Origin of the sequence: Nocardioides campestrisoli (genome assembly GCF_013624435.2) — a bacterium.
Lineage (GTDB): Bacteria > Actinomycetota > Actinomycetes > Propionibacteriales > Nocardioidaceae > Nocardioides > Nocardioides campestrisoli.
In genome coordinates this window covers 3,782,330-3,795,289 of record NZ_CP061768.1, presented here as the reverse complement: position 1 = coordinate 3,795,289, position 12,960 = coordinate 3,782,330, and the positions used below count along the sequence as shown (strand labels likewise).

Genomic DNA, 12,960 nt, shown 5'->3' with positions numbered 1-12,960 from the left:
GCCCGCCCGCTCGCCGGTTCGTCCACAGCCCGGGACCTGGACGGCGCCTCCCAGGACCATGCCCCGCCAGAGTCGGTGCATGGCTGAGACGGGGGCGCAGAGCGATGCGGATGCGGGGCGGGATGCGGGCGCGGGCGGGCTGCTGGTCGTCAGCCGGGACCCGCGGCTGGTCGAGGAGGTGCACCGGCTGGCTGCCGGTGCGGGGGTGATGCCGCGGGTCGCCGGGGGCGAGGCGGCGGCGCTGGCCGAGTGGCCGGGCGCGTCGGTGGTGCTGGTGGGCTTCGACCTGGCGGGCCGACTGGCCCTGCTCCGCCCGCCCCGGCGGCCCGGGGTCCACCTCGTGGGCTGCGCCGACCCGGAGGAGGGCGAGTTCCGCCGCGCGGTCGAGCTCGGTGCGGAGGCGGTGCTCCGGGTGGACCAGGCCGGCGACTGGCTGGCAGGGCTGATGTCCGACCTGGTGGTGGCCCGGCGCCGGGGCCGGGTGCTGGCGGTCCAGGCCGGGTCGGGTGGTGCCGGGGCCACCACCCTGGCGTGTGCGCTTGCCCAGGTCGCCGTCCGCAGCGGCCCGGCGCTGGTGGTCGACACCGACCCGGGCGGTCCGGGGGTCGACCGGGTGCTGGGGCTCGACGGCGAGCCCGGCCTGGGCTGGTCCGCGCTCGCCGGCGCCACCGGCCGCCTCAGCGGCGTCTCGTTGCGGGACGCCGTCCCCGGTCGCGACGGGCTCGGCGTGCTCACCTGGGGCCCCGGTACGCCGGTCCCTCCGGCTCCCGAGGTGGTCCGGGAGGCGTTGGCCGCGGCTCGCCGGGTCCACGACCTGGTGGTGGTCGACCTGCCGCGCCGCTCCGGCGAGCTGGTCGAGGAGGTCGTCACCCGCGCTGACCGGCTGCTCGTGGTGCTGCGCCCGACGCTGACCAGCGTCGCCGCCACCGCCCGTGTCCTGGAGGGGCGGGGTGACCGCGCCGCCCTGGTGCTGCGCGGCCGCGGGCTCTCGCCGGGCTCGGTGGAGCGGACCGTGGGCGCGCCGGTGCTGGTGCAGATGCTCGACCAGCGGGGCCTCGAGGAGGCCGTCGAGCTGGGGCTCGGACCTGCCCGTGGCCGGCGTGGGCCGCTCGCGCGGGCCGCCGCGGAGCTGCTCGCCGGGCTGGGAGAGCCGTGGGCGGCCTGAGCGCGACCGCGCCGGAGATCGTCGAGGCGGTCCGCGAGCAGCTGGCCCGCGAGCACGGCGAGCTCACGCCTCACCGGGTGGCCGACGTGCTCCGGCGCCAGGGCCGCCCGGTGGGCGACGACGCGGTGCGGGCGATCCACGACCTGCTGCGCCGCAGTGCCTTCGGCGTCGGTGTGCTGGAGCCGCTGATCGACGACGAGTCCGTGACCGACGTCCTGGTCAACGGCGCCGGGCCGGTCTGGGTCGACCGGGGCCGCGGCCTGGAGCGCACCGACGTGGAGCTGGTCGACGAGGCCGAGGTGCGCCGACTCGCCCAACGCCTCGCGGGCCTGGGCGGGCGCCGCCTCGACGACGCCACCCCGTGGTGCGACGTCCGGCTCCCCGACGGCACCCGGTTCCATGCGGTCCTGGCGCCGGTGGCGCGTCCCGGGACGCTGATCTCGCTGCGGGTGCCCCGGGCCCGGGCGTTCGCCCTGGAGGACCTCGTGACCAACCGGGCGCTCACCGCCCCCGGCGCCCGGCTGCTCGGCGACGTGGTCGCCCGGCGGCTGGCCTTCCTGGTCAGCGGCGGCACCGGGTCGGGGAAGACCACGCTGCTGGCGACCATGCTGGGGCTGGTGCCGCCCACCGAGCGGATCGTCCTGGTCGAGGACTCCTCGGAGCTGAGACCCGAGCACCCGCACGTGGTCGCGCTGGAGGCTCGGCCGGCCAACGTCGAGGGCCGCGGTGCCGTGGATCTGCGGCTGCTCGTGCGCCAGGCCCTGAGGATGCGCCCTGACCGGTTGGTCGTCGGGGAGGTGCGCGGGGGCGAGGTGGTCGATCTGCTGGCCGCGATGAACACCGGGCACGAGGGTGGTGCAGGGACGCTGCACGCCAACGCCGCGACCCAGGTGACCGCCCGGATCGAGGCGCTGGCGGTCACGGCCGGCCTCGGCCGGGACGCGGCCATGAGCCAGCTCGGCGCGGCCGTCGACCTGGTGCTGCACGTCGTCCGGGGCGAGGACGGGGTACGCCGCCTCGCAGAGGTCGCCGTGCCGTCCCGCGGGCAGGACGGGACCCGGATGGTCACCGCCCTGACCTTCGCCGCCGACGGGACCCTGGCCGAGGGCCCAGCCGCCGACGACCTGGCCCGCCGCCTGTGACCGGCTCGGGGCCCTCGGTGGAGATCTGGCTGACGGTCGTCCTGGCCGCCGCGGGGGCCGCCCTGCTGCTGCCGGTCCGGTGGGCGGCGCTCCCGTCCCCGCCGCCCGGCGCGACGGCTCCCCGGACGTGGGTCCGGCCACCGGCGCCGGCCCTGGCCCTGACGGCTCTCCTGGTGGTCGGGCTGCTGGCTGCGACGCTGGTGCCGGGTCTGCGCGAGAGCTCGGGCGACTCCGCCGCGACCGGCGCGAGGGCGCTGCTGCACGGGGCGATCGCGACCGCGCTGGGGTGCGCCGGAGTGCTGCTGTGGCGGCGGGGACGGCAGCGCCGGGCGGCGGCGCAGCTCGCCGAGCAGGTGCTCGAGGCCTGCCTGGTGCTGGCCGACGAGCTGCGGGCCGGACGGAGCGCGGAGCGGGCGCTGGAGCTGGCCGCTCAGGGCTGCTCCGCGCTGGACCCGGCGGTGCGGGCGGCACGGCTCGGCGCCGACGTGCCCGGGGCGTTGCGCCGCGGAGGGCACCGGGACCTGCGGCTGGTGGCCGGAGCCTGGCAGGTGGCCCACCGCAGCGGCGACGGCCTGGCGGACGCGCTGGCCCGGGTCGGGGAAGGGCTCCGAGCCGCCCGGGCCACCCGGCGGGTGGTGGGCTCCGAGCTCGCCTCGGCGCGGTCGACGGCCCGGCTGCTGGTCGCCCTGCCGGTCCTGGCGCTGGTCGCGGCCCAGGGCACGGGCGGCGGATCGTGGCAGTTCCTGCTGACCACCACCGCCGGGACCCTGTGCCTGGCCGCGGGGCTGGTGCTGGAGGTCGCCGGGCTGTGGTGGATCGAGTCGATCGCCGGCTCGGTGGAGCGCGAGCTGTGAGCCCGGCGCTGCTGGCGGGGCTTGCCCTGGGGGCGGCGATGCTCCTCGTCCGGAGCCCGCGACCGAGCCTCCGGCCGCCGTACGATCCGCCCGGGTACGGCGCGGGCGCCCAGGCGGCGGGCCGGGCCGCCGGGGGACGCTCCCCGGTACGTCGAGCGGTCGTGGCGGCGCTCGCCGGAGCCGGGGCGTGGCTCTTCGTCGGCGGACCGCTCGGCCTGCCGTCGGCGGTGCTGGTCGCCGTCGTCTGCTGGCGGTTGCTGGGGCGCTCGGAGCCACCCGCGGTCCGCCGGGCCCGGGTGCAGGCGACCCGCGAGCTGCCCCACCTGGTCGGGTTGATGGCGGCGGGCCTCCGCGCGGGCGCGCCGCCCTCCGCGGCGTTGGCCGGCGCCTGCGCCGCACTCCCGGGGGCCGCGGCGGAGGCGTTCGCCGGCGCTCGGGCCAGGTTGGCGCTCGGCATGGACCCGGCGACGGTGTGGGACGAGCTCGCCGAGGAGCCGGGCATCGCCGTGCTCGGCAGGGCCCTGGCCCGGGCGCACCAGACCGGCGCGCCGGTCAGCGACACGGTGGAGGCGCTGGCCGTCCAGCTCGCCCAGGAGGGACGAGCGGCCGCCGAGGACCGGGCCCGCGGCGTCGGGGTCTGGGCCGCTCTGCCCCTGGGGCTGTGCCTGCTGCCCGGCTTCCTGCTGTTGGGCGTTGTGCCTGTCGTGGCAGGTCTCGCCGCCCAGCTGGGAGCGCGGTGAGCACGGGACCCTTGACAGCCAGTGGGTCGCCCGGGACTCTGTGATGCCTCGTCAACGCTGTTGAGGCTTTTTTCGGGTGACGGGGACCCAGCAGGGAGGGCCGGGTGCGTACGACACATCTGGGCGCCGCGCACGTGCGCCCCGGGAGGGTCACGGCATGGGTGCCGTCCGACCGGTGCGCCAAGGCGCTCGGGGTCAGCCCACCTGACGAGCGACCCGTGACCGTCGACCAGCGCCAGCACCTGCTGGCCGCCTCGGGCAGCCCGCGTCCCGATCCGGCCGAGGCGCCGTGGATCGGGCTCTCCGGCCGGCTCGTGCCGGGCGCGGAGGACGCGGTGCCGGCCGCCCTGGCCAGCTTCTTCGACCGCCACGAGAGCCTGCGGTGCGACTACGAGCGGCTCGGGGGCGAGTTCTTCCGCCGGCTGCTGGCACCCGGTGAGGTGGAGTTCGTCGCCCTTCCGCTCGGGGACGACCTGGCCGCGGCGGAGGCCCACGACTGCCTGGTCGAGCACCTGACGGCCAGCGCTCAGCCGCACGTGTGGCCCCGGGCCGGGTTCGTCACCGTGGAGTCGGAGGACTCGCTCACCCTGTTCGCGGCGTTCGACCACGTCACCTTCGACCTCGTCTCGATGCATGCCGCCCTCGACGAGCTGCCGCTGTTGCACGCCGCCTACGCCCGGGGCGACGGGCCGGGGCCGGTCCCCGCGGCGCCCCCCAGCCACCTGGACCATGCCGCCGGCGAGCAGGCGCGGCTCGCCGGGCTGACCGCGGAGGACCCGCGGATGGACGTCTGGCGCGAGGTGGCGCAGGCCGGGGACGCCGCCGGGCTGCCGCTCTCCTCCGGGGTCTCGCGAGGCGGGCGGTGGGGCCACGAGCTGGTCTCCATGCCGCTGGCCACGCCGGGCGAGACGGCCGAGCTCGACGAGCTGGCCGGGCGCTGGGGGACGGACCTGGAGACCGTGCTGATCGCGCTGATGCTGCGCGCCATCGCCGACCAGGAGGGGCCGGGACCCTACGAGCTGGCCGGTCTGCTGAAGGTCCCCGGCCGTCCGCCGGAGCACGCCAGGTCGGTCGGCTGGTACGCGGCCGTGGTGCCGCTGCTGCTCACCGTCGACCCCACCGCCGAGCTGCGCACCGTCTGCCGGCAGGTGGTCGCCGCGCGGGACCGGTCCGCGCACGGGGCGATCCCCACGCCGCTGGTCCACCGGCTGCTGCCCGACCTGCGGGAGCCGTCGCTCGTGCTGGGCTTCGTCGACCACCGCCGGAGCCCGGCGGAGGGCTGGATGCTCAACGAGTCCCGGGCCCTGCTGGGCCGGGTGCCCGCCGACGACCAGATGCACGCCTGGATCACCTGCCTGCCCAAGGGGACGGTCTTCGAGGCCCGTCACCCCGCCATCCCCGCCTGCTCGGCCTGGGTGGCCACCCTGACCGTCACCATGCGCCGCGCGCTGCTCGCCGAGCTCGCCGCGTCGGAGGTCCTGCAGCCGCAGTGACCCGCCGGGCCGCGACTCGTCCACAGCCGCCTCCCGCGCCCGTTGCTCCACAGGCTCGCAGCACCTCGCCCGCGCGCCCGCCGTCGAGTCCCGAGGCTGGTGCCGGTCGGCCACGTCCGGTGGCTGCGACACCGAGGAGCGAGGATGCGGAAGACGATCACGAGGGTGGGACGGGGCACGCGGGGCGGCCCCGCCGGGGTGCGGGCGCGCAGGCGCCGCCGCGACGAGCAGGGCATCACCACCGCGGAGTACGCCGTGGGCACCGCGGCGGGCGCCGGCCTGGCGGGGCTGCTCTACAAGATGCTCACGGGCGGGTTCGGCGACAACCTGCTCAAGACGCTGTTCAAGCACGTCCTCGAGCTGCTGGGCATCGGGTGAGGTCCGGGGCGACCCGTCATCCCCGCCCAGGCGGCCGAGCAGGGAGCCGCACCGAGCACGGGTCCGTGACCGCCGAGCTGGCGATGGGCATCCCGGTGCTGCTGGCCGTGGTGCTCGCGCTGGTCTGGATGCTCTCCCTCGGCGTGGCGCAGCTGCGCGTCGTCGACGCCGCCCGCGAGGTGGCGCGGGCGCTCGCCCGGGGCGAGTCCGAGGCACGGGCCCGGGAGTGGGGAGGACGGGTCGCCCCGCCGGGCGCCCGGATCGACGTCGGGCGCTCCGACGGCCTGGTGGTGGTCCGGGTCAGGGCCATCCTCGAGGCCGACGGGCTGCTCGGCGCGCTGCCCGGGGCCCGGCTCCAGGCGGAGGCCGTCGCCGCCGAGGAGGAGGGCGAGGCGGAATGAGGTGGCAGCGCGGCGCGCGGGGACTGAGGCAGCCGCGCGACGAGCGGGGAGCCGCGACCGTCCTGGTGGTCGCGATGGTGGGCGTGCTGCTCACGGTGGCGGTAGGCGTGGCCGGGGTCGGTGGGCTGCTGCACGCGCACCGGCGGGCACAGGGGGCGGCCGACCTGGCGGCGCTGGCCGCCGCGCAGGCGCTGCTCACGGGAGCGCCCCCGTGCCCGCGTGCGGCGGAGGTGGCCTCCGCCAACGGGGCCACGCTGAGGTCGTGCCGGACCGAGGGGGAGGAGGTGGTCCTGGAGGTGGAGGTCGGCGCGCCCCCGCTGCTGCCGGTCGTGGCCGAGCTCCGTGGCCGGGCCCGAGCCGGTCCGGTCAGACGGTCGGGCCGCCGTCGCTCCGTGGCTCGCTGCCGCGCTCCTCCTCGGCCCCCTCCGAACGGGCCCGGTCGAGCTTGGCGTTGAGGTTGCGCAGCTCCTTGCGCTCGCGCCGGGCGGCAATGCTGCGGCGGGTGCCCCACCGCAGGATGCTGATGCCCCAGATCACGCAGGCGCCGGCCGCCGCCCCGATCAGGAAGATGGTGAGCGCGGTCAGGTCCATCCCCAGCAGCTCGGCGCGCCCCTCGCTCACGAAGAGCGCCGCCAGGATCGCGATCGCGCCGACGATGATCAGGACGAGCCCCAGAGCCACCATAGGGCCAACCTAGCGGGCAGCCTGGTCGAGCAATAGGTCCAGCAGGCGGGTCGCGCCGGCCTTGTCCAGCGGGTTGTTCTGATTTCCGCACTTGGGGGACTGGATGCACGACGGGCAGCCCTCGTCGCACTCGCACGCCGCGATCGTGTCCCGGGTCGCGGTCAGCCACCGCCGCGCCGAGCGGTAGCCGCGCTCGGCGAAGCCCGCCCCGCCCGGGTGGCCGTCGTGGACGAAGACGGTGAGCACGCCGGTGTCGGGGTGCCGGGCGGTGGAGACGCCGCCGATGTCCCAGCGGTCGCAGGTCGCGAAGAGCGGCAGCAGCCCGATCGAGCAGTGCTCGGCCGCGTGCGCGCTGCCCGGCAGGTCGGCGGCCGCCAGGCCCGCGGAGTCCAGCACGTGGTCGGGCACCTGCCACCACACCGCGGTCGTCCGCAGGTCGCGGGGCGGGAGGTCCAGCGGCGTCTCGGCGATCACCTCGCCGCTGGGCTGGCGACGGGTCAGGTAGGAGACGACCTGGTGGGTGACGTCGACCTCGCCGAGGGAGAGCCGGCAGTCGCCCCAGTACTCGTGCTCGCGCTCGGCGACGATGCTGATCTCCGTGGTCTCCCGCGCCGCGGTGGTCCACGGCACGTCCGTGCGCTCCATGGTGGCCACCCGGTCCTCCAGGTCGAGCTCGCCGACGAGCCAGGACTCGCCGCGGTGCAGGTAGACCGCGCCGGGGTGCGCCGTCCCGTGCACGCTGGAGGCGTCCACGGTGCCCACCACCCGTCCGCTGGAGCCCTCGACCAGCTGGAAGGGCGACCCGCCGGTGGAGCGGATGTCGGTCACGTCGCTGGGCCGGCTCCGGTCGGTCCAGTACCAGCCACGGGGGCGGCGCCGCAGCAGCCCCGCGTCGGTCAGCCCCTGCACCGCGGCCGCCGCGGAGGGGCCGAAGAGCGGCAGGTCGGCCTCGGTCAGCGGGGCCTCGTACGCCGCGGCGCACAGGTGCGGGGCCAGCACGTAGTGGTTGTCCGGGTCGAAGACGGTCGCCTCGACCGGGGCGCCGAACAGGCTCTCGGGGTGGGCGACCAGGTAGGTGTCCAGCGGGTCGTCGCGGGCGACCAGGACCGCCAGCGCGTCCTGCCCCTCGCGCCCGGCCCGGCCGATCTGCTGCCACATGGCCGCCCTGGTCCCCGGGAAGCCGGCGAGCAGCACCGCGTCCAGCCCGCTGATGTCGATGCCCAGCTCGAGGGCGTTGGTGGCGGCCAGGCCGGTGAGCCGTCCGGCCCGCAGGGCTGACTCGAGCTGGCGGCGCTCCTCGGGGAGGTAGCCGCCGCGGTAGGCCGCCACCTGCGTGGGCAGCTCGGGAGCGACCTCGCCGAGCAGCTCGGCGGCCCGCACCGCCACCTGCTCCACCCCGCGCCGGGAGCGGACGAAGGCCAGGGTGGCGACCCCCTCGGCAACCAGGTCGGCCAGCAGGTCGGCGGTCTCCGAGGAGGCCGCGCGGCGTACCGGGGCACCGTTCTCGCCCGTGAACGAGGTCAGCGGCGGCTCCCACAGCCCCAGGGTGAGCTCGCCGTGCGGGGAGTGGTCGGCGGTCAGGGCCAGCACGTCGAGGCCGGTCAGCCGGTGCGCGGACTCGGCCGGCTCGGCCACGGTCGCCGAGAGCAGGACGAAGGTGGGGGACGCGCCGTACATCGCGCAGACCCGCCGCAGCCGACGCAGCACCTGGGCGACGTGCGCCCCGAAGACGCCGCGGTAGTGGTGGCACTCGTCGACCACCACGACCTGCAGCGAGCCCAGGAACTTGGCCCAGCGGCTGTGTCCGGGCAGCAGGGAGCGGTGCAGCATGTCGGGGTTGGTCAGCACGTACTCCGCGTGGTCGCGGGCCCAGTCGCGCTGCTCGCGGCTGCTGTCACCGTCGTGGGTGGTCGCCCGGACCCCCGTCCGGAGCTCCTGGAGCCCGGCCAGCTGGTCGTGGGCCAGCGCCTTGGTGGGGGAGAGGTAGAGCACGCCCGCGCCGCGCTGGTCGCGCGAACCCCGCGCCTCGAGCACGGCGGTCAGGGCGGGGAGCTGGTAGGCGAGCGACTTGCCCGACGCCGTGCCGGTGGACAGGATGACGTGCTGGCCGGCACGCACCGCGTCGGCGGCCACGACCTGGTGGCGCCAGGGTGCGCGGATGCCGCGTCGCTCGAAGGCGGCCCGCACCTCCGGGTGCGACCAGGCCGGCCATGGCTCCGTGACCGCGTCGCGGGCCGGGACCACCTGCACGTGCCGCAGCCGCTCCTCCCGTCCGGGGACGTGGCCCAGGCGGGCCAGGAGGTCGCCGGTCCGGCGCCGGGGGACGCGGGCCGTGCTGGGAGAAGGAGGAGGAGCCACATCCAGAAGTGTGACAAGGGAGGCCGACAGGTGACGAAGCGTGGTTTGATATCTTGCGCAAGCAGCACGGCGGCGTTCCTGCCCCAGTGCTTGATTCCCGCGGAAAGGCCGAGGAGCACGACGTGGACCTGACTCTTGAGACCCGCGACATCGACGGCAAGACCGTCGTCGCGGTCGGGGGCGAGATCGACGTCTACACCGCCCCCAAGCTGCGCGACAAGATCACCGAGCTGGTCGGCGCCGGGGTGTACGACCTCGTGATCGACCTGGCGGACGTGGAGTTCCTGGACTCCACCGGCCTGGGCGTCCTGGTGGGCGGCCTGAAGAAGGTGCGCGCCCACGACGGGTCGCTGGCGCTGGTGTGCAACCAGGACCGGCTGCTGAAGATCTTCCGGATCACCGGGCTGGCGAAGGTGTTCGCCATCCACGAGGACCAGACCAGCGCGCTGGCCGGCTGACCCTCCCGGTACTCGATCCAGCACTCGACCGCTCGCCCTCCGGGGCGGGCGGTCGAGTCGTGTCCGGGTGCGTCCGTTCCGGTCGTTGACGCTGGGTCGGTGACTCCTGGTCCACGAACGCTGCGAATCACTACGTGACAGGCGTCACATCTGGCTAGACTCCGGCCACGGCACGACGCCTGTGACGACGGAGGACGCAGATGCTCGGGATGCAGACGGAACTCTTCGCGCCAGACCTCTCCGGAGGAAACCTGGCGCTGGTGGTCGCGGTGCTGGTGATCGCGCTGGCCGCCCTGGCGATGGCCGCGGTCTTCCGCGGCCAGGTGCTGGCGGCCAGCGAGGGGTCGCCAGCCATGCGCGCCATCGCCCTGGCGGTCCAGGAGGGTGCCAACGCCTACCTGGCCCGGCAGTTCCGCACCCTGGCGGTGTTCGCCGCGATCGCCTTCTTCGTGCTCCTGGTGCTGCCGGCCGACGACCTCTCCGTGCGGATCGGGCGCTCCGTCTTCTTCCTGCTCGGCGCCGCCTTCTCCGCCGCCATCGGCTATCTGGGCATGTCGCTGGCGGTCCGAGCCAACCTGCGGGTCGCAGCCGCGGCCCAGGCCGAGGGACGCGACCCGGCGATGCGGATCGGCTTCCGCACCGGCGCGTTCGTGGGCATGGCGACCGTGGGTCTCGGCCTGCTGGGCGCCAGCACGGTGGTGCTGATCTACCGCGACCAGGCGGCGCACGTGCTGGAGGGCTTCGGCTTCGGTGCCGCCCTGCTGGCGATGTTCATGCGCGTGGGCGGCGGCATCTTCACCAAGGCCGCCGACGTCGGCGCCGACCTGGTGGGCAAGGTCGAGCAGGGCATCCCCGAGGACGACCCGCGCAACGCCGCGACCATCGCCGACAACGTGGGCGACAACGTCGGCGACTGCGCCGGCATGGCCGCCGACCTCTTCGAGTCGTACGCCGTGACCCTGGTGGCCGCGCTCATCCTCGGCTCGCAGGTCTTCGGCGACAAGGGCCTGGTCTACCCGCTGCTGATCCCCGCGATCGGCGCGCTGACCGCCGTCCTGGGTGTCTTCCTCACCCGTCCGCGGGCCGGGGAGAACGGCCTGACCACGATCAACCGCGCCTTCTACGTCTCCGCGGCCGTCGGCGCGGTCGCCTCGGTGATCCTCTCCTACCTCTACCTGCCCTCCTCCTTCGCCGACTTCGGCCTGGCCTTCGCCGGGCTGGACGGCGACCCCCGGTTCATCGCCTCCGCCGCGGTGGTGATCGGGATCGTGATGTCGGCCGGGATCCTGGCGCTGACCGGCTACTACACCGGCACCGAGTTCCGTCCGGTCAAGGACGTGGGCAAGACCTCGCTCACCGGCCCGGCCACGGTCATCCTCTCGGGTCTCTCGGTCGGCTTCGAGTCGGCCGTCTACACGACCGTGGTGATCGGCGCTGCCGTCTTCGGCGCCTACCTGCTGGGCGGGGCGGCGCTGACCGTCTCGCTCTTCGCCGTCGCCCTGGCCGGCTGCGGCCTGCTCACCACGGTGGGCGTGATCGTCGCGATGGACACCTTCGGCCCGGTCTCTGACAACGCCCAGGGCATCGCGGAGATGTCCGGCGACGTCGACGAGGAGGGGGCGCAGATCCTCACCGAGCTCGACGCGGTCGGCAACACCACCAAGGCGATCACCAAGGGCATCGCGATCGCCACGGCGGTGCTCGCCGCGACCGCGCTGTTCGGCTCCTACGCCACCTCGGTCGCCGAGGCGCTGGCGGAGGCCCGGCCCACCGAGGACGAGCTCGGCCTGCTCAGCTTCCAGGTCTTCAACCCCGCCGTCCTGGTGGGCGTGCTCCTCGGCGCCGCGGTCGTCTTCCTGTTCTCCGGGCTCGCGATCAGCGCCGTCGGCCGGGCGGCCGGCGCCGTGGTCTTCGAGGTGCGCCGTCAGTTCCGGGAGATCCCCGGGATCATGGAGGGCACCACCCGCCCGGAGTACGGCAGGGTGGTCGACATCGTCACCCGTGACTCGCTGCGCGAGCTGGTCGCACCGGGACTGCTGGCGGTGCTCGCCCCGGTCGCGGTCGGCTTCGGCCTGGGCGTGACCGCGCTGGCAGGCTTCCTGGCCGGCGCGATCGGCACCGGCACCCTGATGGCCGTCTTCCTGGCCAACGCCGGCGGCGCCTGGGACAACGCCAAGAAGCTGGTCGAGGACGGGCACCACGGGGGCAAGGGCTCGGAGGCGCACGCCGCCACCGTCATCGGCGACACCGTCGGCGACCCGTTCAAGGACACCGCCGGGCCGGCCATCAACCCGCTGATCAAGGTGATGAACCTGGTCTCGCTGCTGATCGCCAGCGCGGTGGTCTCCCTGAGCGTGGGCGAGGACCAGAACGACGTGGCGCGGATCCTGATCGCCCTGGCCGCGGTGGCGATCATCGTGGTCGCGGTCTGGCTCTCCAAGCAGCGCCAGGTGGCGATCGCCGACGACGGCGACGAGGGCGGCTCGTCGGCCTTCGGCGGGCACAGCAGCGGCCACCGGGACAGCCCGGGAGACAGCCACGGTGGCAGTCACGGGGGCAGCCAGACCACCCAGCCCCAGGTGGCCCCGGAGGACTAAGGTCCCGGGCGCCCAGCGGCGCGCCCAGGGGGCGGCGAGGAGGGTGCGACCTCACCGCACCTCCCCTATAGTCGGCCGGAGTCGGGCGTGATGCGCGCGCCCTCATCGAAGGGCTGTTCTCCTATGCGTCGTCGTCTCGTCCCGGTCGCCATGACCATCCTCATCCCGTTCGTCCTGACCGCCTGTGGCGGCGACGGCGACGGCAGCAGCGACGAGGCCAAGCCGTACGTCGACGCGATGGCCGAGACGCTGGCCGAGGGCGACTCGCCGATGGACAAGGGCGAGGCCGAGTGCTTCAGCGAGGGCTTCGTCGACGTCGTCGGGATCGACAAGGTCAAGGAGGCCGGCAGCGCCGAGGAGTTCGCCGGGGAGTCCGGCAACCTGGACTTCGCCTCGCTCGACCTCACCGACGAGCAGGGCAACGAGATCTACGAGAAGTTCGACGACTGCGGCGTCGACCTCCGCGAGGAGCTGATCTCCCAGATCAACGCCGACGCCGAGCTGCCCGAGGCCGGCAAGGAGTGCGTCGAAGAGGCCATCACCGACGACACCCTGCGCGACTTCTTCGTGACCTCCATGGTGGAGGGCCAGGAGGCCAGCATGGGCGACAACGACCTCACCGCCGCGCTGATGGGCTGCATGTCGGAGCTGCAGCCCAGCCCGTCCGCCTCCTGAGATCGCCTCTGGGAG

General features: G+C 75.2%; 13 protein-coding genes. 11 read left to right on the top strand and 2 right to left on the bottom strand.

The window, feature by feature from the left end; translation table 11 throughout:
• Nucleotides 1–79: 79 nt before the first annotated feature.
• From ssd to H8838_RS20355, 8 genes are all read left to right on the top strand, one after another.
• On the top strand, nt 80–1,165 hold the full coding sequence (gene ssd / locus H8838_RS17925; protein ID WP_181311988.1) for a septum site-determining protein Ssd: 1,086 nt from the start codon (nt 80–82) through the stop codon (nt 1,163–1,165).
• Nucleotides 1,153–2,307 (top strand): TadA family conjugal transfer-associated ATPase, encoded by a 1,155-nt coding sequence (locus tag H8838_RS17920; protein ID WP_185994429.1) that lies wholly within the window; start codon nt 1,153–1,155, stop codon nt 2,305–2,307. Before ssd ends, H8838_RS17920 begins: the two co-directional genes overlap by 13 nt.
• 17 nt (nt 2,308–2,324) lie before the next feature.
• Nucleotides 2,325–3,161: a type II secretion system F family protein gene (locus H8838_RS17915; RefSeq protein ID WP_185994430.1), complete on the top strand. Its 837-nt coding sequence runs from the start codon at nt 2,325–2,327 to the stop codon at nt 3,159–3,161.
• Nucleotides 3,158–3,901, top strand: a complete 744-nt coding sequence (locus H8838_RS17910; protein WP_224766239.1) for a type II secretion system F family protein — start codon at nt 3,158–3,160, stop codon at nt 3,899–3,901. Before H8838_RS17915 ends, H8838_RS17910 begins: the two co-directional genes overlap by 4 nt.
• 218 nt (nt 3,902–4,119) lie before the next feature.
• A complete protein-coding gene (locus tag H8838_RS17905; RefSeq protein ID WP_181311985.1) occupies nt 4,120–5,394 on the top strand; it encodes a condensation domain-containing protein in 1,275 nt (424 codons plus the stop codon).
• 144 nt (nt 5,395–5,538) lie between these two features.
• Nucleotides 5,539–5,772, top strand: a complete 234-nt coding sequence (locus H8838_RS17900) for a DUF4244 domain-containing protein (protein WP_185994431.1) — start codon at nt 5,539–5,541, stop codon at nt 5,770–5,772.
• Nucleotides 5,773–5,837: 65 nt separating this feature from the next.
• Complete coding sequence (locus tag H8838_RS17895; protein ID WP_263458197.1) at nt 5,838–6,173, top strand: TadE family type IV pilus minor pilin; 336 nt, start codon at nt 5,838–5,840, stop codon at nt 6,171–6,173.
• On the top strand, nt 6,170–6,628 hold the full coding sequence (locus H8838_RS20355) for an Rv3654c family TadE-like protein (protein ID WP_185994432.1): 459 nt from the start codon (nt 6,170–6,172) through the stop codon (nt 6,626–6,628). Before H8838_RS17895 ends, H8838_RS20355 begins: the two co-directional genes overlap by 4 nt.
• Here H8838_RS20355 and H8838_RS17885 read toward each other — a convergent pair.
• Nucleotides 6,540–6,857, bottom strand: a complete 318-nt coding sequence (locus H8838_RS17885; RefSeq protein WP_185994433.1) for a hypothetical protein — start codon at nt 6,855–6,857, stop codon at nt 6,540–6,542. The two genes, H8838_RS20355 and H8838_RS17885, sit on opposite strands and share 89 nt — an antisense overlap.
• A 9-nt stretch (nt 6,858–6,866) precedes the next feature.
• On the bottom strand, nt 6,867–9,215 hold the full coding sequence (locus H8838_RS17880) for a DEAD/DEAH box helicase (protein WP_185994434.1): 2,349 nt from the start codon (nt 9,213–9,215) through the stop codon (nt 6,867–6,869).
• A gap of 122 nt (nt 9,216–9,337) precedes the next feature.
• On the opposite strand from H8838_RS17880, the gene H8838_RS17875 reads away from it, so the two are divergent.
• The 3 genes from H8838_RS17875 to H8838_RS17865 all read left to right on the top strand — a co-directional run bounded on the left by H8838_RS17875 (nt 9,338) and on the right by H8838_RS17865 (nt 12,945).
• Complete coding sequence (locus tag H8838_RS17875; RefSeq protein ID WP_181311980.1) at nt 9,338–9,673, top strand: STAS domain-containing protein; 336 nt, start codon at nt 9,338–9,340, stop codon at nt 9,671–9,673.
• 209 nt (nt 9,674–9,882) lie between these two features.
• Nucleotides 9,883–12,270, top strand: a complete 2,388-nt coding sequence (locus H8838_RS17870) for a sodium-translocating pyrophosphatase (RefSeq protein WP_224766237.1) — start codon at nt 9,883–9,885, stop codon at nt 12,268–12,270.
• A gap of 150 nt (nt 12,271–12,420) precedes the next feature.
• Nucleotides 12,421–12,945, top strand: a complete 525-nt coding sequence (locus H8838_RS17865) for a hypothetical protein (RefSeq protein ID WP_181311978.1) — start codon at nt 12,421–12,423, stop codon at nt 12,943–12,945.
• The last annotated feature ends 15 nt before the right edge of the window (nt 12,946–12,960 follow it).

What these genes read in the sequence shown, in the direction of transcription:
- H8838_RS17870 (WP_224766237.1), top strand. Translation starts at nt 9,883, where the DNA reads ATGCAGACGGAACTCTTCGCGCCAGACCTCTCCGGAGGAAACCTGGCG.
- ssd (WP_181311988.1), top strand. Translation starts at nt 80, where the DNA reads ATGGCTGAGACGGGGGCGCAGAGCGATGCGGATGCGGGGCGGGATGCG.
- H8838_RS17900 (WP_185994431.1), top strand. Translation starts at nt 5,539, where the DNA reads ATGCGGAAGACGATCACGAGGGTGGGACGGGGCACGCGGGGCGGCCCC.
- H8838_RS20355 (WP_185994432.1), top strand. Translation starts at nt 6,170, where the DNA reads ATGAGGTGGCAGCGCGGCGCGCGGGGACTGAGGCAGCCGCGCGACGAG.
- H8838_RS17885 (WP_185994433.1), bottom strand. Translation starts at nt 6,857, where the DNA reads ATGGTGGCTCTGGGGCTCGTCCTGATCATCGTCGGCGCGATCGCGATC.
- H8838_RS17865 (WP_181311978.1), top strand. Translation starts at nt 12,421, where the DNA reads ATGACCATCCTCATCCCGTTCGTCCTGACCGCCTGTGGCGGCGACGGC.